Origin of the sequence: Gilliamella sp. W8126, assembly GCF_016102185.1 — a bacterium.
Lineage (GTDB): Bacteria > Pseudomonadota > Gammaproteobacteria > Enterobacterales > Orbaceae > Gilliamella > Gilliamella apis_A.
Window position 1 is genome coordinate 68,773 of sequence record NZ_JACFPE010000001.1, and the last position, 19,646, is coordinate 88,418.

At 33.7% G+C, this 19,646-nt stretch carries 18 protein-coding genes; 10 read left to right on the forward strand and 8 right to left on the reverse strand.

Annotation, left to right across the window (positions count from 1 at the left end):
- Window positions 1–15: 15 nt before the first annotated feature.
- From H3S74_RS00325 to H3S74_RS00340, 4 genes are all read right to left on the reverse strand, one after another.
- On the reverse strand, window positions 16–1,575 hold the full coding sequence (locus H3S74_RS00325) for a glucan biosynthesis protein G (RefSeq protein ID WP_232354812.1): 1,560 nt from the start codon (window positions 1,573–1,575) through the stop codon (window positions 16–18).
- Between the two features lie 20 nt (window positions 1,576–1,595).
- On the reverse strand, window positions 1,596–2,261 hold the full coding sequence (locus H3S74_RS00330; protein ID WP_198246937.1) for a hypothetical protein: 666 nt from the start codon (window positions 2,259–2,261) through the stop codon (window positions 1,596–1,598).
- A 168-nt stretch (window positions 2,262–2,429) separates the two neighbouring features.
- Complete coding sequence (locus H3S74_RS00335) at window positions 2,430–2,672, reverse strand: YecH family metal-binding protein (protein ID WP_110448341.1); 243 nt, start codon at window positions 2,670–2,672, stop codon at window positions 2,430–2,432.
- Between the two features lie 188 nt (window positions 2,673–2,860).
- Window positions 2,861–4,801 carry an exoribonuclease II gene (locus tag H3S74_RS00340; RefSeq protein WP_198246938.1) on the reverse strand — a complete coding sequence of 647 codons (1,941 nt, stop codon included), beginning with the start codon at window positions 4,799–4,801 and terminating at the stop codon, window positions 2,861–2,863.
- A 123-nt stretch (window positions 4,802–4,924) separates the two neighbouring features.
- On the opposite strand from H3S74_RS00340, the gene H3S74_RS00345 reads away from it, so the two are divergent.
- The 3 genes from H3S74_RS00345 to H3S74_RS00355 all read left to right on the forward strand — a co-directional run bounded on the left by H3S74_RS00345 (window position 4,925) and on the right by H3S74_RS00355 (window position 6,785).
- Window positions 4,925–5,674, forward strand: a complete 750-nt coding sequence (locus H3S74_RS00345; protein WP_086363685.1) for an alpha/beta fold hydrolase — start codon at window positions 4,925–4,927, stop codon at window positions 5,672–5,674.
- Window positions 5,675–6,043: 369 nt separating this feature from the next.
- Entirely contained in the window at window positions 6,044–6,580 is a 537-nt protein-coding gene (locus tag H3S74_RS00350) for a LysR family transcriptional regulator (protein ID WP_110448339.1), read from the forward strand.
- Window positions 6,581–6,611: 31 nt separating this feature from the next.
- Window positions 6,612–6,785, forward strand: a complete 174-nt coding sequence (locus H3S74_RS00355; protein ID WP_181414689.1) for a hypothetical protein — start codon at window positions 6,612–6,614, stop codon at window positions 6,783–6,785.
- 49 nt (window positions 6,786–6,834) lie between these two features.
- Here H3S74_RS00355 and H3S74_RS00360 read toward each other — a convergent pair whose 3' ends face one another.
- The 4 genes from H3S74_RS00360 to H3S74_RS00375 are packed head-to-tail and all read right to left on the reverse strand — an operon-like array spanning window position 6,835 to window position 8,605.
- On the reverse strand, window positions 6,835–7,158 hold the full coding sequence (locus H3S74_RS00360) for a prepilin-type N-terminal cleavage/methylation domain-containing protein (RefSeq protein ID WP_198246939.1): 324 nt from the start codon (window positions 7,156–7,158) through the stop codon (window positions 6,835–6,837).
- Complete coding sequence (locus H3S74_RS00365) at window positions 7,151–7,531, reverse strand: DUF2509 family protein (RefSeq protein WP_198246940.1); 381 nt, start codon at window positions 7,529–7,531, stop codon at window positions 7,151–7,153. The genes H3S74_RS00360 and H3S74_RS00365 overlap by 8 nt, the downstream gene beginning before the upstream one ends.
- 40 nt (window positions 7,532–7,571) lie before the next feature.
- A complete protein-coding gene (locus H3S74_RS00370; protein WP_110448336.1) occupies window positions 7,572–8,135 on the reverse strand; it encodes a prepilin peptidase-dependent protein in 564 nt (187 codons plus the stop codon).
- Window positions 8,129–8,605: a prepilin-type N-terminal cleavage/methylation domain-containing protein gene (locus H3S74_RS00375; RefSeq protein WP_198221903.1), complete on the reverse strand. Its 477-nt coding sequence runs from the start codon at window positions 8,603–8,605 to the stop codon at window positions 8,129–8,131. The genes H3S74_RS00370 and H3S74_RS00375 overlap by 7 nt, the downstream gene beginning before the upstream one ends.
- Before the next feature lie 219 nt (window positions 8,606–8,824).
- Between H3S74_RS00375 and dapD the strand changes: the two genes are divergently transcribed.
- From dapD to H3S74_RS00410, 7 genes are all read left to right on the forward strand, one after another.
- The gene (gene dapD / locus H3S74_RS00380; RefSeq protein ID WP_065563367.1) at window positions 8,825–9,649 is read left to right on the forward strand and encodes a 2,3,4,5-tetrahydropyridine-2,6-dicarboxylate N-succinyltransferase; all 825 of its coding nucleotides are present in this window, start codon (window positions 8,825–8,827) and stop codon (window positions 9,647–9,649) included.
- Between the two features lie 103 nt (window positions 9,650–9,752).
- The gene (locus H3S74_RS00385) at window positions 9,753–10,244 is read left to right on the forward strand and encodes a YajQ family cyclic di-GMP-binding protein (RefSeq protein ID WP_110448333.1); all 492 of its coding nucleotides are present in this window, start codon (window positions 9,753–9,755) and stop codon (window positions 10,242–10,244) included.
- A 248-nt stretch (window positions 10,245–10,492) separates the two neighbouring features.
- Window positions 10,493–12,769 carry a beta-glucosidase BglX gene (gene bglX / locus H3S74_RS00390; protein WP_198246941.1) on the forward strand — a complete coding sequence of 759 codons (2,277 nt, stop codon included), beginning with the start codon at window positions 10,493–10,495 and terminating at the stop codon, window positions 12,767–12,769.
- Between the two features lie 53 nt (window positions 12,770–12,822).
- On the forward strand, window positions 12,823–14,517 hold the full coding sequence (locus H3S74_RS00395; RefSeq protein WP_198246942.1) for a sensor histidine kinase: 1,695 nt from the start codon (window positions 12,823–12,825) through the stop codon (window positions 14,515–14,517).
- On the forward strand, window positions 14,517–15,236 hold the full coding sequence (btsR, locus tag H3S74_RS00400; protein ID WP_110448330.1) for a two-component system response regulator BtsR: 720 nt from the start codon (window positions 14,517–14,519) through the stop codon (window positions 15,234–15,236). The genes H3S74_RS00395 and btsR overlap by 1 nt, the downstream gene beginning before the upstream one ends.
- Before the next feature lie 286 nt (window positions 15,237–15,522).
- Complete coding sequence (locus tag H3S74_RS00405; RefSeq protein WP_232354813.1) at window positions 15,523–17,670, forward strand: carbon starvation CstA family protein; 2,148 nt, start codon at window positions 15,523–15,525, stop codon at window positions 17,668–17,670.
- Window positions 17,671–17,918: 248 nt separating this feature from the next.
- The gene (locus H3S74_RS00410; protein ID WP_198246943.1) at window positions 17,919–19,589 is read left to right on the forward strand and encodes a bifunctional UDP-sugar hydrolase/5'-nucleotidase; all 1,671 of its coding nucleotides are present in this window, start codon (window positions 17,919–17,921) and stop codon (window positions 19,587–19,589) included.
- The last annotated feature ends 57 nt before the right edge of the window (window positions 19,590–19,646 follow it).

The following is a 19,646-nucleotide window of genomic DNA, read 5'->3' on the forward strand; positions in this document are numbered from 1 at the left end:
GGCTGATTATTATAATTATTGAGCAGGGTATTGCCCACTCCAAGTTTCGGACAAAACTTCACCCGTTTGAGAAGCGAGTTGAACCCGCAGATCGGTTGCTTTTTTGTTATCTTCAACGTTGAATCGAATAATAACACGCCAACCTTTAGTTACTGAATTGTATTGGGAATCACAACTTACAATTGAGCCGTTATTAATACTTGAAATAACTTTAACAGGATTTTTATCAGATAACTGAGGTCCAGTAAAATCAATAACATATGCATTAGAACCATCAAGTTTACGTATTAAATTGGCTTGCTTGATATCACCTAGCGATAAACGAGTACTTTCTGCTCTAGCGACGTTAGCCGGATAACGATTTTGTTCGTTTAGTGTGTAATGTAGTCGATATTTAAAAGTAAGTTGATCACCGCCTTTATATTGCTTTTCAGGAACCCAGAAAGAAACAATATTATCATTGGTTTCATCTGCTGTTGGAATTTCGACAAGTTCAACTCGTCCTTTTTGCCAATCATTTAAAATTTCAACCCAAACGCTTGGTCGTAGTTCGTAGTGATCATCTAAATCTTGATAATCATCAAAACCTTTATCTCGTTGGATTAGGCCAAAACCTTTTGGATTTTCTAAACTATATGATGAAAAAGATAAACGTTTAGGATTGTTTAAGGGACGCCAGATCCACTCATTATTATTAGCCAAAATAGATAACCCGTTTGAGTCATGCATTGCTGGACGATAATTAAGTAGTGGTGATGGCTGATTTGGGCCATATAAGAACATACTAGTTAATGGCGCAATACCCAATTTTTTAACTGAATTACGGAAGAATACTTTAGCTTCAACCGTAACGGTGGTATCGATACTTGGTACTAGGGTGATTTTATAAGCTCCAGTAACACTTTGAGAGTCAAGTAATGCATAAATGACTAAATGCTTTTGATTTGGTTCTGGACGTTCAATCCAATATTCTTTGAAGCGAGGAAACTCCTCTCCTGACATTTCACCGGTGTCGATAGCAAGACCTCGAGCGGAAAGGCCATATCGTTGATCTTTACCAACAGCACGGAAGTAACTACCACCAAGAGCAGTAAATATTTCATCATCGGTTTTTGTTGGTTTGTTAATTGGATAATGAACTTTAAAACCGGCAAAACCAAGATTTTTAGTATTTAAATTATCTAAATGAAGTTGACTCAAGTCGAAATAATCTGGATCGTATTTAATTTCATTAACTTGGTTATTGACAATTTCGTTAATTTTAACCGGCATGTCAAAATACATACCTTCATGATAAAACTCTAGTTTAAAGCGACTTTTGCGATCATTCCAATAAGCTTTATCATGTTTAAAAGAAATTTTCTGATAATCAGCAAATTGCAGTGAAGATAGCTCACTAGGAATGTTTTTAGATGGTTGGACATAAGACTTTTTTGATAATTTTTCTGCTTTTGTCACTACATCATTAAAAGTAAAAGCCCATGAAGAAAAACTCAAACAAGATATTGATGCTATGCATAACATCTTGCAAGTTAGTGTTTTACTAAATCGACTAATAGGTAATAAATTGTACATAAAAAAGACTCACTTAAGTATTATCTAAAAATATTAATGTAATTGATAATATTGTCTTTAGGGCTACTTAAACAATTTTCAAGATAATCAGTTTTCATTTCGTCAAGAATACTTGGATTTTCATCAATTAAAAAATGCGAGTAATTATCTTTGAGAATTTTAGTTTGTAATGCAGCCAAATCTTGTTCTGACATTCTAAATAATGGTTGATAGCGATTGGTTATATTTTCGGTATCTTTGCTGTAAACTGCGGCAACGAAATCAGCTGACCATTGACAGTAATTGTTTAGGTTATTGTCGGTTGGATTAATTTTTTTTAACTCAATTTTATGTTCGGCTTGATTTTCTTCAATCACTTTTTTGAGTTGTATATCATATTTTAACTTATAAAATTCGTTAAGATAAAAATTTAACACACAGGATGATTCGTTACTATCATCTTTACAGTCTAAAATACCTTGTTTTTTTATATAACTGTCAAATTGTTTATCGCCAACTAATTGAAGTAATTGATTTTTGGCATTAGATACAAACGGGTTATTTTGTTCCGTTTGTTCTTTTAATATTGTTAACGGATCGACTTCAATATTTTTGCCATTATTTTTTGTTTTAGACATATTGTTTTTTACACAGCCTGTGGCAAGAATAAAGACAATGGCACATGTAAGGATATTACTTATTTTCATATATCAAATTCCATGAACATATTCTTGAGTTGAAATTTCAGGTTGAGAAACTTAACACTTTGTAGTGAAGTCGTAACGCGAAATTATATACTCTTATTCTTTTAAAAACACTAGATGATTACATTAATTTAGTAAAAAACGCACTAAATATTCGTTTGCCGATTTTGTTTAATGTCGGCATATTTTTTTAATATCGACAGTAAATTGTGAATCATCGGTTAAAGCTGGCTTAAATTTTCCTTTTGCTTTTAAAAAAGCAATAAGCTGCTCGGCATTCATATCGGAGTTAGAACAGGTATGAAATCTAGCTTCGGTACCAAATTTTTCATGGATAGCATTAAGTAAAGATGATTCGGTATAATTGTTCCCATCCATCATCTGTAGTACTTCATGACCGTGAATTGATATCATTTTCCTCTCCTAGATTGCGGTTTATCTCGCTCTAATTATTATTTTTTAAGCGGTGAAAGATAGCAGATATTTTTAATAAAAAAAAGAGGTTAAATGTTAAAAAAATCATTAATTGTATTTAGATTAACCCTGATTATTATCAGGGTTAAATAATTAGAGTGAAAAAAGTCAAATTGACAAGATAATCTTTATTTATTTTCACCGATTTTTACAATAATTGAGTGGTTTTCAATTTTAACCTGATGGATCACAACTGATAGTTTGTCAGCTAGTTTAAGTATCAATTCATCTTTAATTTTAATTGAACCTTCATCAATGTTTAAGGTTATTTCATCACGAATGTTATGAATCATTGATAGTGGTAAAAATGCGAATGCGCCTATCTCTGTTAATCGAACTCGGGCCCCACCTCGATTAATGTCAACTATTTCAGCAGTAAAACATTGCTCTTGTTTATCATATAAGTATTGGCTATAAAGATTTTCGGCGATATCTCGTTCAGCTAAACGTAATTTCTTACGACGATCTGCCATAATTTCTAATTGTTCATTAGTTGGTGCAGAGAATGGTTGCTGTTTAAGAGAAGCTTTAAGTAAACGATGGTTTATCATATCACCATACTTGCGAATTGGTGAAGTCCAAGTGGCATAGGCCGAAAAGCCCAAACCATAGTGAGGTTGTGGCGTTATCGAAAAATCAGCAGGACTTTGGAATTTACGCAACTTAGTTGATAGAAAATCGTTATTATCAATTAATCGGCGTAATCTAATATATCCTTCAAATGAAGTTAGTGACTCTTTATCAAAATCAGAAATGCCATTATCAACTAATATTTTTAAAATCTGTTCAATGTACTTACTATCAAAGCCTGAATGAGTATTAAAGACGCCGATACCAATCTTTTCAGTTAAATATAAGGTCAAAGCTAAATTAGCAATAATCATCATTTCTTCAACGATATTATTGGCGATGCCGCGCTCTTCTTTGAGGATTGTTTGCACTTGGCGATTATCATCAAGTACAAATCGATAATCATTGTTTGCTTTAAAAATTAACGCATTTTGTTGTCGCCAATTGATACGAACTTTTGCTAAATCAGCTAACAATTTCAATTGGGTTTTAATTTCTGTATTAGCAATATTTAAATCACTTTGATTTTCAAGGAAATTAGAAACATTGTTATAACAAAGCTTAGCTTTGGATTCAATCCAAACCGGGGTGAAATGGATATCCTCAGCAGTAAATTGTCCCGTTTTATCTAGGTGAATTTTACATACCATTGCTGGACGTTTTTGATTGGCTTTTAATGAGCATAGATCATCAGCCAATTGCTTAGGTAACATTGGAATATTAAAATCGGGCAGATAAGTTGTAAAATTACGAACTTTGGCAATATTATCCAGCTCACTATCAGGTAAAATATAAGCCGTAGGATCGGCAATAGCTATCATTAAGTTATAATTACCCATTTCATCTTGGCAAATAGCAATTGCATCATCCATATCTTCGGTATTTTCATTATCAATAGTGAAAAACGACACATTGGTTAAATCTTGTCGATTTTGTTGTTCACTTTCAGAAATGATGAATGATTCAGCTTGGGGTGCATTATCCTCTAATTGGTAACGAGCTAAGGTTTTCAACCATAATTGATAAATTGAATCAGAACTTGCGATAAATTGTGTTACTTGAGCAAGAAATTGTTGTTTATCTTTTTGCAATGGATGCGATTGTAATGTTGCCACAACCCAATCACCTTCGGTTAATTTTTGCTTAACTTCGGTGTTAACTTGACAACGTATAGCAAACTTAGTTGGCATATTTTCAGGATAAATCACCATAGCGCGATCTAAAAAGCCGATTTTACCAATAAATTTTTGTAAGCTACTTTCAATTAATATTTCAGGTTCAAATGACTCTTTATCATTATTGCTGATGATGGTTCCCGATACTTTATCTCCATGGCAAAGCTGCTTCATTTTGGCAACAGGAATAAAATAATTTGTTTTATTATCAACATCTAAAAAACCAAATCCTTTTTCGTGTGCTCGGACGATACCTTCAACATGAGGTTTTTGTTCTGCAAATTCTTGTTTAAGTTGGGCGAGTAATGGGTTATTTTGAAACATATGGCTTAATATTAATTGAAAAATTTAGACTAAATTCTATCATAGTTATGCTTTTAGGGGTTATTGAATTGTTCATCAATGACTGGCTATTGAAGTCAGTTACAATAAATAAAGAGTTAAAACATGAAATTAAATTATAAATTACAAGGCAATAAACAACCGATTTTATTAATGCATGGGCTATTTGGTAGTTTAGATAACTTAAACATGTTAGCTAAAGACCTCGTTGCAAATTATCAAACTATACAAGTTGATTTACGTAATCATGGCCAATCGCCATGGTCAAATATCATGAACTATCAAGCTATGGCGGAAGATATCGCGGAACTATGCCATGGTTTGCAATTACAGAACTTAATCTTAATTGGTCATTCAATGGGTGGCAAAGTTGCTTTACAATTAAGCCAACTTATTCCGCAACTGATTAGCAACATTTGTGCAATTGATATTGCGCCAGTTAAATATACTCAAACAATTAATACTCCGGTCATAAAAGCATTGGCACAATGCATTGATCAACAATTAGTTGATAGAAAGCAAATCGCTGAAGTTATGCGACAACATGGATTGAATGAACCAACGATTTTATTTTTGCTTAAATCCTTTAAACGTGAGCGTTGGCTATTTAATGCTGATGTAATTATTAATCAGTATGCCAATATTTGTGATTGGCAAACTATCTCAGCCAGTGCCATACCAACGTTATTTATTGGCGGTGGTAATTCTAGTTATATCAGTGATGAAAATTATCCAGCTATATTTAATCAATTTCCCAATGCACAAATTGATATTGTAGAAGGCGCTGGTCATAATGTTCATGCTGAAAAAACAGAGCAAGTATTGCAACATTTATATCATTGGTTAGCTGACTGATTATAATTATTTCAACAATAAAATTAATCAGTACAGCAATTGCTTAATTGATGGTTACTGATTTTTATTTTTTAATTGAAACTAAAGATTGCATGATTTAATAAGCAATAACACTAAAAAATAAGATTGGTTGTTTGGTAAATTCAATCAACCAACATGAATAGTCATAGTATAAGCAGTATTAGCCAATACGTATTTCTTTTATTCTTTATGGTGTGATTTATTTATTATAAATCAATTTATGTTCATTATCTAACCAGATACGAATATCATTGTTGTTTTGGTTCATAACTTTGACTTTAGAAAAATTAGCAATTGCGGTTTGAGCACCATGTTGGATCAGTTCAGCATTACCAATGCCGACACAATATGCACCGGCTATTCATAACACAACCAGCGTTAACTAAACAAATTCAATCTTTTGAACGAGTCATCGATCAAAAACTGTTTATCCGTGGTCGGAATGGAGCAACATTGACTGCAATAGGCAATGCGTTATATCCCGAAGCTAAAAAACTACTGCAACAACATCAGAAATTCCTGTTATTTGCCGATAATATTAAGAAAAAAGCGAATGAATGCTTATCAATTGGTTTTGGTATCTCTTGTTTTCAACAGGTGCCTAAATGGATTCGGACTTTTTCTGATGGATCCCCTGAATGTCATATTGTGACTAAACAACTACCTTCTAGTGAGCAAATAAATCTGTTAATGCAAGGTGAACTCGATATTGGTTTTGTCCGGATGCCGGTGCCAGAATCATTGCGTTCAATTATATTATCTAAAGAGTATATTGTATTGGCGGTACCAACTGAGGTAAAAGTGAGTTCCGGTAATATTAACGAGATACTGGCAACGCACCCGTTATTGCAGATAAATCCAGATTTAGCCCCCTTGTTTAACTGAACAAACCCAATTAATGCTTGAAGGAATTAATGTGACTTTAATACAAGGAGGAACAACTAATGATCTTCCTACGCTTTTAGCGTTAATTGCCGCTAAAAATGGAATTGCTTTTGTGCCAGCTAGTGTTCGTCATTTTTTACCTAAAGGTGTGAAACTCATTACACTAGATTTAGCGCAACTGGGATGGGATATTGCCGTGGCGTGAAATAAAAGAATTGAAAATAAAAAGCGCGATTTATTTTTGGACATAAATATTAATCACATAAAAAACGTTGTTGTTTAATCGTTTTGTGATGAATAGGGGTGACGCTAACAAAAACCATCTGACAAGACCTACCATAAGGTTGGCTATAAACTTGATATTGCCAATTATTTGGTATGATTTGCTGTAAATTATGAGGATAACTATCAAGTAAAGCAAAGGCGATTTGCTCCGCTTTAAACTGTTTTTGGAAATAGTGGTGTTGACTAATGATTGCGGTTAAATAACCACTAAAACCTAGCATAATGATAGCAAACATTAAGCATGATATCATGACTTCAATTAAGCTAAATCCGGCTATGTTTTTTCTATTCACAATCAACGAGCCTTTTTTCTGGACAATAATCTAGCCAATGGCCTTTTTCAATAATCAAGTGATTATCAGCAAAATACGTTAACATATAAAGATAATAGTCATCAGCTTGAGCTCTCAGTAGAGTATAGTTATCGATTTTTAATCGTGATTTTTTGATGCAAGCCTTGAATTGATATTGATTATCTAATAAACATTGCCATTGCTCACTCGGTGATTGCCATACCTGTTTTTTTGCCCAATTTAAACTTGAGCTTGCTTGATTAAACTGACGATAATGTTGAATCTCAATCAAATAGTTTTTTTTTAATGAATTAACTAGAGCCTGAAAACCGGTTAATAAAATGAGGCCGACAATGGTTAGGATAATTACCATTATTAGCGTGCTAAAACCTTCGGCTTGCGTTGTTTTTTTATTAAAATGGATTTTCATTTTTGATAATGGTTACCGTTTGATAGATTATTTTTTTGTTTTTCTTTAATTGAGCAGCAATATTTATTACAAAATAGCTGTTTTGCTGTTTTATTGAAAATTGCGTTATTTTAATGTCATGTGGATCGAATATTTTCTCCCAATTTACACCCTCACAACTTATTGAACCTACTTTATATTCCAAATTATTTTTGTAGAAACGATAAGCAAAGATGTCTGATTTACTTGGCGCATTACGATCATAAATCCAATCATTGCGAATTTCACTATCATAACGGAAAATATAACAATTGTTTGAAGTATTGATTTCAATTGGATATTGTTTCATTTTTTCGGGGCTATTGGCAATAAATCCAGCACGTTTTAGATCTTTGGTTATACTAGCTAAACCTTGATGAATATTTTTTTCTAAATGAATATGCAAATTTTTTTCCAACAATATCGATTGTAATTTACTATAGAATGAGGTGATACCTATAAATATTAAACTGGAAAATGCAATACTTAACATTATTTCAAATAATGAAAATCCATTTTGTTTTAGCATCGCGGTAGTCCGGGTAAATAACTATTTTTCTTACAAAATCGGATCCGCCCTCGATAAGAAATGATAATTTGCGTGGTACCAATGGCGTTGTGTAATTCGATTGTCCCCGTTTGTGCCATATTTTTCCGGCCCCAAAAGGAGATGGTTTTTTTATCAGTTAAATCACTCAATTCAACAGAATTATTAGGCTTCATAAAATAGGCGGTGCCTTCTTGGCAAGTGGTTGGTTTTTCGCCCTTGCTAATACTTATGCACCAAGGCTTAAAAAAATAATATACGTGATAGTTTTCATTAGTGTTGTAAGCTCTTGCTTGAGCCTCTTCTAAAAAATAGGCTAGCTGTTTTGTGGTGGTTGTTAGTTCATTACGCAGTTGTAATTCTTTCCAATGTTGTACACCAATTGCGGCCAAAATAGCACTAATGCTGATAACTAATAAAAGCTCTAATAAAGAAAATCCGCTGTTTTGCATTATTTTTTATTGAGAAATTTAATGAGAATATAAACTTTATATCCAAATAAAATCACGGTATTAACTTTTACTAAGATTTTGTGAAAGGTATTCCAAATAATTAACTTTTTTTGAGAGATCTTAATGATAAGATAAACCACTTAAAAATAGCGGCATATTATATTATACTGTTAGGCCAATTAAATTTGCTAACGGACTTTAAGTTAAAGGAAACGAGAAATGCAACAATTACAAACTATTATTGAGGCAGCATTTGAACGTCGTGCTGAAATTACCCCTTCAAATGTTGATACAGTGACACGTGATGCGATTAATCAATGTATCGCTTTATTAGACAGCGGTAAAATGCGTGTCGCAGAAAAGATTAATGGCGATTGGGTAACTCATCAATGGTTAAAAAAAGCAGTGTTGCTTTCATTCCGTATTAATGAAAATCAACTTATTGATGGTGGCGCAACTAATTATTATGACAAAGTACCGTTAAAATTTGCCGATTATGATGAAGCGCGTTTCCAACAAGAAGGTTTCCGCGTAGTTCCATCAGCAATTGCACGTAAAGGTGCTTATGTAGCTCGCAATACAGTATTAATGCCTTCTTACGTCAACATCGGTGCTTATGTTGATGAAGGGACTATGGTTGATACATGGGTAACTGTTGGTTCATGTGCACAAATTGGTAAAAATGTCCATTTATCTGGTGGCGTTGGTATTGGTGGTGTATTAGAGCCATTACAAGCAAATCCAACTATTATTGAAGATAACTGTTTTATCGGTGCTCGTAGTGAAATTGTTGAAGGTGTGATTGTCGAAGAGGGCAGCGTTATCTCAATGGGTGTATTTATTGGACAAAGTACTAAAATTTATGATCGTGCAACTGGTGAAGTTCACTATGGTCGCGTACCGGCTGGTTCTGTGGTGGTATCAGGTAACTTACCAACTAAAGATGGTAAATACAGCCTTTATTGTGCAGTAATCGTTAAAAAAGTAGATGCTAAAACGTTAGGTAAGGTCGGTATTAACGAATTACTTCGTACTATTGATTAATTTTATTAATCTATCTATTAAAGCTACCGTAAATGTTACGGTAGCAATAAAATGAGTTGTTTAAAGTGAGTTATATCTTATAACGATTAGAAGAGGAAAATTTATGCCTTCTTTTGATATTGTATCAGAAATTCAAATGCCAGAAGTCAAAAATGGGGTCGAAAATGCGACTCGAGAATTGGCAACACGTTGGGATTTCAAAAATGTCGAAGCATCATTTGAGCTTAATGAGAAAAATGAAACTATCAAAGCGACGAGCCAATCAGATTTCCAAGTACAACAATTACTGGATATTTTACGTGATAAGTTAGCTAAGCGTGGTATTGATGGTGGCGCGCTGGAAATTCCAGAAGAGATGGAACATAGTGGTAAGTTTTATAGTATTACAGTTAAGCTGAAACAAGGTATCGATAAAGAATTAGCTAAAAAAATAGTTAAATTAATCAAAGATAGTAAAATTAAAGTCCAAGCACAAGTACAAGGTGACCAAGTTCGGGTTACTGGAAAATCACGTGATGATTTACAAGCAACTATGGCACTAGTTAAAAATGGTGAGTTAGGTCAACCATTTCAATTTACTAATTTCCGCGACTAATCAATCATTCTAATCTTTATTATTGCCGACATTGTTTTGACAAAATTGTTCGGCAATATGTTTTTATTTATTCACAGAATCAACTTTTAAAAAATTTGAGGAAAGCACTTTTTTGCGGCTAAATTTTTAATAATATGTGCTTTTATTTTTATTTTTGGTGAGGCATTATTTCAAATAACGAGATTTTTTTGACTAAATACGTTATTCTATTTACTTGTCTATCCTCTTATATTATAACAATACTTATTATGCTGAAAAAATTAGTTTTCTTTTTTGTTTTTTTTATTTTTTCATGTCCTTTATTTGCACAAAATCCCAATGACGAAGAAAAGAAAGTATTTATTGATAACTTATTATCAAAAATGACTATTAAAGAAAAAGTGGGGCAATTGCGGTTAATTAGTGTCGGCGGTGATCTAACCTTAGACAAAGTACTTGATCAAATAGAAGCTGGTGAAATAGGTGGCATTTTTAATACTGTTGTGGAACCCGATCTATCCAGAATGCAGGAAAGAGCTTTAAGATCACCAAACCAAATTCCGGTTTATTTTGGTTTTGATATTGTTCATGGGCATCGTACAGTATTTCCAATTAATTTAGGTATAGCTGCAACTTGGGATCGTAATGCTTTCGCTAAAGTGGCTGAGGTCTCTGCTGATGAAGCTACATCTGATGGACTTAATGTTACTTGGGCGCCAATGGTAGATATTACTCGTGATCCTAGGTGGGGACGAGTTTCCGAAGGATTTGGTGAAGATCCTTATTTAGCTTCAGAAGCAGGGCGAATTTTTGTTGAAAAAATGCAAAAGCAATCCTTGGCTGATAAAAAATCATTAGTCACAACGGTTAAACATTTTGCACTTTATGGTGCGGTAGAAGCAGGGCGCGAATATAACAGCACCGATATGAGTGAACGCAAAATGTTTCAAGAATATCTTGTGCCTTATAAAGCGGCTATTGATGCCGGTAGCCGAGCGGTTATGGTTGCGCTGGTTAGTGTAAATGGTATTCCTGCTACAGCTAATCATTGGTTATTAACTGATGTATTACGCAACCAATGGCACTTTGATGGAGTAGTTGTTAGTGACCATGGTGCTATCCGTGAATTAATTAATCACGGCGTTGCACAGGATGCTAAAGATGCGGTACGTATTGCTATCAAAGCTGGTATTGATGTGAGTATGAATGATGAATACTTTTTACAGTTTTTACCAGAATTGGTTGATGAAGGTGCAATCTCAGAAGATCTGATTAATCAAGCTTGTCGCCATGTGTTAGAGCTTAAATATGATATGGGGTTGTTTAAAAATCCGCATCGAAATTTAGATCCTAATTTTGATATTGAAACTATGTTTGCTAACGATCGCCTACATCGTACTGAAGCCAGAGATGTAGCTCGTCGTAGTATTGTATTATTAAAAAATGAAAATAATTTATTACCGTTAGACAAAAATAAAAAAATAGCTGTCATTGGACCATTGGCTGATTCAAAACGAGATATTTTAGGTAGCTGGTCAGGTGCTGGGCGTGCTAATTTAGCGGTAACGCCGTTGCAAGGCATTAAAAATGCCATCGCAAATCCCAAATTAGTGAGTTACGCATGGGGGGCTAATCTCTCGGATGATCCTAACCTTGATAAATTTTTAAATTTATATGGTGAAAGCAGCAAATTTGATAAACGACCAGCTAATAAGATGATAGCCGAAGCTGTTGCTCAAGCTAAAAAATCAGATATTGTTGTGGTTTTTGTTGGTGAAGCACAAGGCATGGCTCATGAATCATCAAGTCGAACCGATCTTGATCTACAAGCTAGTCAAAAACGATTAATTAAAGCATTAAAAGCCACTGGTAAACCACTTATTATTGCTTTAATGAATGGCCGTCCACTTACTGTGAAAGAAGAATATCAGCAAGCTGATGCTATGCTTGAAACTTGGTTTTTGGGTACTGAAGGGGGAAATGCTGTGGCCGATGTGCTGTTTGGTGATTATAATCCGTCAGCTAAATTACCTATGTCTTTTCCAGATAATGTTGGCCAGATCCCTGTTTATTATAGCCATTTAAAAACTGGTCGACCACATGGTACAGTTAATATGGGTAAATACACAACGTCTTACTTTGATAGCCCGAATGAGCCTTTATTTCCATTTGGTTTTGGCTTAAGTTATACTGATTTTACTATTGATTTTTCATTATCAAAAACTGAAATGTCACCAAATGGGGAAATTGAAGTTATTGCTAATGTGGAAAATACTGGTGAAAGAGAAGGTTCACAAGTGGTGCAGTTCTATTTGCAAGATGTGACAGCATCAGTAAGCCGACCGGTAAAAGAGTTAATTGGTTTTGAATTTATTACTCTTAAACCGCATGAAAAAGGTCAAGTAAAATTTGTTATCAAATATGACATGTTAAAATTCTGGAATGATAAAATGCAATATGTTGCAGAACCTGGTAAATTTAATGTGTTTGTAGGTGCGGATTCTACAACTAAAGATAAGCAAACATTTACTTTACTTGATAATTAAAGTTAGCATTTTCCGTCGACTTTGGTCGGCGGTTTTTTGCCGTGGTTATTGTTATGTTTGAGTTTGATCTTGTACTACAGCTTTTACAGCAGATGTGCGTGTATTTGGTTATTGCTTATTTGTTAAGTAAAACCCCAATTGTTATTCCTTTAATGCAAGTCACCATCCATTTACCTCATAAATTAGTCTGTTATTTTATTTTTTCTTTATTTTGCATTATGGGTAGCTATTTTGGTTTACATATTGAAGATACTATTGCGAATACTCGTGCTATTGGCGCTATTTTAGGAGGGTTGCTTGGTGGTCCAGTAGTAGGCCTTTTAGTTGGCTTAACTGGTGGTATTCATCGTTATACATTAGGTGGTATTACAGCTGAAAGTTGTATGTTATCGACTATCTTGACAGGTTTAATTAGTGGGCTATTTCACTATACCTTAATGAAAAGAGGTCGAATTGATTTAGTCTATAATCCATTTTTAGTCGGAGTATTAGGTGTTTTGGTTGAATCGTTAGAAATGATTCAAGTACTATTAATATCGAGACCTTTTGATGTTGTTCTACATGCAGTGCGTAGTATTGCTGCACCGATGATTGTTGCTAATAGTATTGGCGCTGCAATGTTTATGCGAATTTTACTAGATAGACGGGCGATTTTTGAACGTTATACATCGGCTTTTTCTGCCAAGGCTCTTAAAATCGCAGTGAGTACTGAAGGTCTATTGCGCGAAGGCTTCAATCAAGAAAATAGTACTAAAGTTGCAGAAATTATTTATCAACAATTAGATATTGGCGCTGTAGCTATAACAGATAGAGAAAAAATTCTTGCTTTTATTGGGGTAGGTGACGATCATCATCTACCTGGTACTCAAATTACTTCAAATGTTACTTTAGAAGCAATTGAGCAAAATGATGTTAAATATCTTGATGGTACACATCAACCTTATCAATGTTCAATCAATAAAAATTGTCGTTTAGGTGCAACTTTGGTTATTCCTCTGCGTGGTGAAAATAATAATGTAGTTGGTACTATTAAACTTTATGAAGGTAAAAATACATTATTTAGCTCAATAAATAGAACTTTAGGTGAAGGTATTGCCAGCTTGTTATCTGCGCAAATATTGGCCGGGCAAAATGAGTACTACAAACAGTTATTGTCTAAAACTGAGATTAAACTACTACATGCCCAAGTAAATCCTCACTTCTTATTTAATGCCTTAAATACTTTACTGGCTATTATTAGGCGTGATAAAGAACAAGCATCGCAATTAGTGCAAAACTTATCAACTTTTTTCCGTAAAAACTTAAAACGTACTGATGAAATAGTAACATTAAGAGATGAAATAGAGCATGTAAATGCTTACCTACAGATCGAAAAAATGCGTTTTATGGAGCAGTTAAGTATAAATTTTGATATTCCTGAACAACTCGAATATGCGCAATTACCAGCATTTTCATTACAACCAATTGTGGAAAATGCCATTAAACATGGTACATCACAATTAATTAGTCAAGGAGAAGTAACGATTAGAGCCTATGAAAATGATCAGACTTTAATTTTAGAGGTTATTGATAATGCAGGTAATTATCGAGAAAATAAAAAAGATAATAAAGGGCTTGGTCTTAATTTAGTAGATAAACGAATTAAGATCCGCTATGGTGAAAACTATGGTATAAAGATAATCTGTAAACCAGACGAATATACAAATGTAATGTTATCTTTGCCTTTGCTAGAGGATGTCGTAGTTTAATGTTAAATGTGATTATTGTTGATGATGAATTACTTGCTCGCGAAAATTTACGTTGTTTGCTAGACAACGATAGCCAAATTAATATTGTCGCAGAATGTAATAATGCAATGGATGCTATACGTGAAATTCATCGGTTAGCGCCTGATGTTGTTTTTCTTGATATTCAAATGCCGAAGATAAATGGTCTTGAAATGTTATCAATGCTTGATCCACAAACTATGCCTCATATTGTTTTTTTAACTGCTTATAGTGAGTTTGCTGTAAAAGCCTTTGAAGAACAAGCTTTTGATTACCTATTAAAACCTATTGAACAAGATAGGCTAAATAAAACATTAAGCCGCTTACACAAAAAATGTCCTGTAGCTGATATAAATCAATTATCAGGAATTGATCAACAGTTAAAATATATACCTTGTATTGGTCATAATCGAATTTATTTACTATCTAATGATGATGTTTTTTATATTTCATCTAAAGTCTGTGGTATTTATGTTTTTAATCAAAATAATAATGAATATTTTACTGAACTGACACTAAAAACGTTAGAAGATAAAACCTCGCTTATTCGTTGCCATAGACAATATTTAGTTAATTTAAAAAAGTTAAAAGAGATTCGTTTTAATGAAGCAGGTAGTGTTGATATTATTTTAAATAATGATGTTGCTGTGCCTGTGAGTCGTCGATATTTAAAATCGCTTAAAGAGATATTAGGACTATAATCATTTTATCTGGGTTTATTTCATCGATAGAGATACCGTTTACCAGCCATTTTTAACCACTCATATAGTTGTTTCAACCTGTAACTAAATTTCCTATACCATTCAATTAACTAAAAAATTACTATACCCTTGAGCATAAAGTAAGCTTTATCTCATGATTCAATACAACAAAATTCAAAAACAATTTGAAGTTAATATCAATAAATTTTATCTACCTTTTTAACTATATAATTAAGTTAAAAATTAAATAGATGATATTAATCTTAAAGCGATAAAGAGAATTATTATGAATAATAGAATACTAAAGCATATACCTTGGGTTATTCTTGCTATCGTTGGTGCATGCTGTTTAGCTGTCATCGCACTACGTCGAGGGGAACATATTAGTGCATTGTGGATTGTTGCTGCTGCAGTGTCCGTTTATCTCGTTGCTTATCGATATTATAGTTTATATATCGCCAATAAAGTAATGCAGTTAGATCCGACACGAGCGACACCGGCAGTTATCAATAATGATGGCTTAAATTATGTTCCAACCAATAAATATGTCTTATTTGGACACCATTTTGCGGCAATAGCCGGTGCTGGACCGCTTGTAGGCCCTGTACTTGCAGCACAAGTAGGTTATTTACCGGGTACTTTATGGTTATTAGCTGGTGTGGTATTTGCTGGTGCCGTACAAGACTTTATGGTGCTATTTTTATCATCACGCCGTAATGGTTCATCTTTAGGTGAAATGATAAAAGAAGAGATGGGACCAATTCCTGGGACAATAGCCTTATTTGGTTGTTTCTTAATCATGCTAATTATTTTAGCTGTATTGGCATTGATTGTTGTTAAAGCATTAGCTGAAAGTCCGTGGGGTGTATTTACTGTTTGTTCTACCGTGCCAATTGCCCTATTTATGGGTATTTATATGCGATACCTCAGACCAGGCCGTGTTTTAGAAGTTTCAATAATTGGTATTGTATTACTCATCTTATCTATCTGGTTTGGTGGTGTTATTGCTCATGACCCATATTGGGGACCAGCATTAACTTTCAAAGCAACCACGATTACTTTTACTTTAGTTGGTTATGCCTTAGTTTCTGCGATGTTGCCTGTATGGTTAATTTTAGCACCGCGTGATTATCTCGCCACTTTCTTAAAAATTGGTGTAATCGTTGGTTTAGCTATTGGTATTGTTATTTTAAATCCTGATTTAAAAATGCCAGATGTAACTAAATATGTGGATGGCACAGGCCCTGTTTGGAAAGGTTCTTTATTTCCATTCTTATTTATTACTATTGCTTGTGGTGCTGTTTCTGGTTTCCATGCTTTAATTTCATCAGGTACAACACCAAAATTACTTGCTAATGAAACAGATGCACGTTTTATCGGCTATGGTGCTATGTTAATGGAGTCTTTCGTGGCTATTATGGCTTTAGTGGCTGCATCAATTATTGAGCCAGGTTTATATTTTGCTATGAATACTCCACCAGCTGCGCTAGGAATAACTATGCCTGATTTACATAAATTAGGTACTGGCGATGCGGCGATGATAATGTCTCAACTACAAGATGTGACAGCACATGCTGCGGCTACAGTTAGTTCGTGGGGATTTGTGATTTCACCTGAGCAAATTTTACAAACAGCCAAAGATATTGGCGAACCATCAGTATTAAATCGTGCCGGTGGTGCACCAACCTTAGCCGTAGGTATTGCACATGTGTTCCATCAAATTCTTCCAGGCGCAAATATGGGCTTCTGGTATCACTTTGGTATCTTATTTGAAGCACTATTTATTCTAACCGCGCTTGATGCAGGAACTCGTTCTGGACGATTCATGTTGCAAGACTTATTAGGTAACTTTGTACCATTCTTGAAAAAAACCGATTCACTTATTGCTGGCTTTATTGGTACTTTAGGATGTGTTGGTTTATGGGGATATCTACTTTACCAAGGTGTGGTTGATCCATTAGGTGGTGTTAAGAGCTTATGGCCATTATTTGGTATTTCAAACCAAATGTTAGCAGCCGTAGCATTAGTATTAGCTACAGTTGTATTAATTAAAATGAAACGAGCTCAATTTGTTTGGGTGACTATTATTCCTGCCGTTTGGTTATTAATTTGTACTACTTGGGCATTGGCACTTAAACTATTTAGTAATGATCCTAATTTAGAAGGATTCTTCTATTTAGCTAATGAGTATAACCGTCGAATTGCCGAAGGTAGCGAATTAACAGCACAACAAATTGATAATATGCATCATATTGTCATTAATAACTACACTAACGCCGGTTTAAGTATCTTATTCTTAGTGGTTGTGTATAGCATTATCTTCTTTGGTATTAAAACTGCACTTAAAGTGCGTAATAATAAACAAAGAACTGATAAAGAAACCGCTTATGTGCCTATTCCTGAAGGTGGTGTTAAAACTACGATGTCACATTAATTAACAGTAAACAGAATGTTAAATTAAAGTAACATTCTGTCTGTTTATGAAAATAACTTTCGTACTCCTTATTTTGCCTAACAATAGTCACTATCGTTAGGCATTTTTTATCACTGATTAAGCAGCTTATTTTTTTATAAAAACGCTTTAATTGAAAAAATAATACTTTAGAATAATAGACTGTTTTTATAAAAATGATTTAAATTAATTAGGATATTAATTTTACATAATAGTGATAGGAGATAAGGATGTTGGTAAGCAAAAAACGTGCTTTGTTAAGCGGTTTATTCATATTAGGTTGTGTATTTCAGGTTAATGCAAAAGAAGTTGATGTTGCTATTTTAGCAACGTCAGATGTGCATGGGCGAATGTTACCATGGGATTATGGTACTGACAAAGCAGACTCTTCAGGCTCTTATGCGCAGATATCTTCGTTTTTAAAGGAGTACCGTTCACTACATGAAAATGTCATTGTGGTTGATGCTGGTGATATTATTCAAGATAATCAAATTGAACGATTTCACAATGTGCAAAATCATCCGGCTATTGCGGCATTAAATGCCATGCATTATGACATTATGGTACTTGGCAATCATGAATTTAATTTTGGTATGCCGATAGTCGATAAAGTCACTTCTGAATTTAAAGGCCAATCTTTAGCGGCTAATATTTATTATAAAGATTCCGGTAAACCTTATTTACCCGCCACAACCATTATTGAGAAAGAAGGTATTAAGATTGGCTTTATTGGTGCAACTACGCCTTTTGTTCCAGAATACGAGAATAAAACTGGTTATGTAAATCAAATGGAATTTACCATGCCAATACCGGAAATAAAAAAACAAATTGCTAATCTCAAACAACAATCAGTTGATGCTATTGTTTTAGTTACCCATATGGGATTAGATAATGAAAACAATAAACCTGGTACAGGTGTTGCCGATGTTGCTAATCAATTACCTGAAATTGACATAATTATTGCCGGACATAATCATCAAAATATTAGTGAAAAAGTCATTAATAATGTGGTTATTACTGAACCTCATCGCTATGGAACAGTAGTATCGGTGGTTGATCTTAAATTTGATATTGATGGCAATAAAAAAACCTTAAAAGCAAAAAAATCGCAAACATTACCAGTAAAAACTTATCCAGCTGATCCTGAAATCGAAAAAATTTATTCACCTTATCATCAACAATTAAGAGAAATTTCTAATCAAGTTATTGGTGAAACAGATCAAGATCTTGTACCACAAGAGATAATACATGGTATACCAGCGGTTTACTTGCAAGAAAGTGGTTTAACTAATTTACTTAATTCTGTACAAATTTATTATAGCGGTGCGGATGTGACTGCGGTTTTAGTCGATAATAAAAAAGCGATATTAAATAAAGGGCCAATCGCTCGCAAAGATATTGCTAACAATTATCAATATACTGCTGGTGAAACCTCTATTTTTGAAGTTACAGGGAAGGATCTTAAAGATTATATGGAATGGTCTGCGGCATATTTTGCTCAAGTACAACCAACGGATAAAAATTATCAATATGATTCAGTGCGAGGCGCATCTAAATATATGACTTATGATATGTTTGGTGGCATTAAATATATTATTGATTTAAGTGAACCAGTAGGAAATCGAATTAAAAATCTAACACTTTTAAATGGTAAAGTTATTACTGATGATATGAAACTCAAACTAGGTATGAATGCTTATCGTTATGAAATGCTGGTGAAAAAAGGTGGTCCATTAGAAGGGCGCCGAGTCGAGCCAATTTGGAATTCTCGCACTGCATTAGGTGATGAAGAAGGTACCATTCGTAATATGACCATTAAATATATTACCGATGTGAAGAAAGGTAAGATTACCGATGAATCAAATAATAATTGGAAAGTTATTGGTATTGATCCTAAATAATCGAATTAGTGTTAGCATTCTTATTGGCTTATTTTTACACTAGTTTTTAGTAAAAAT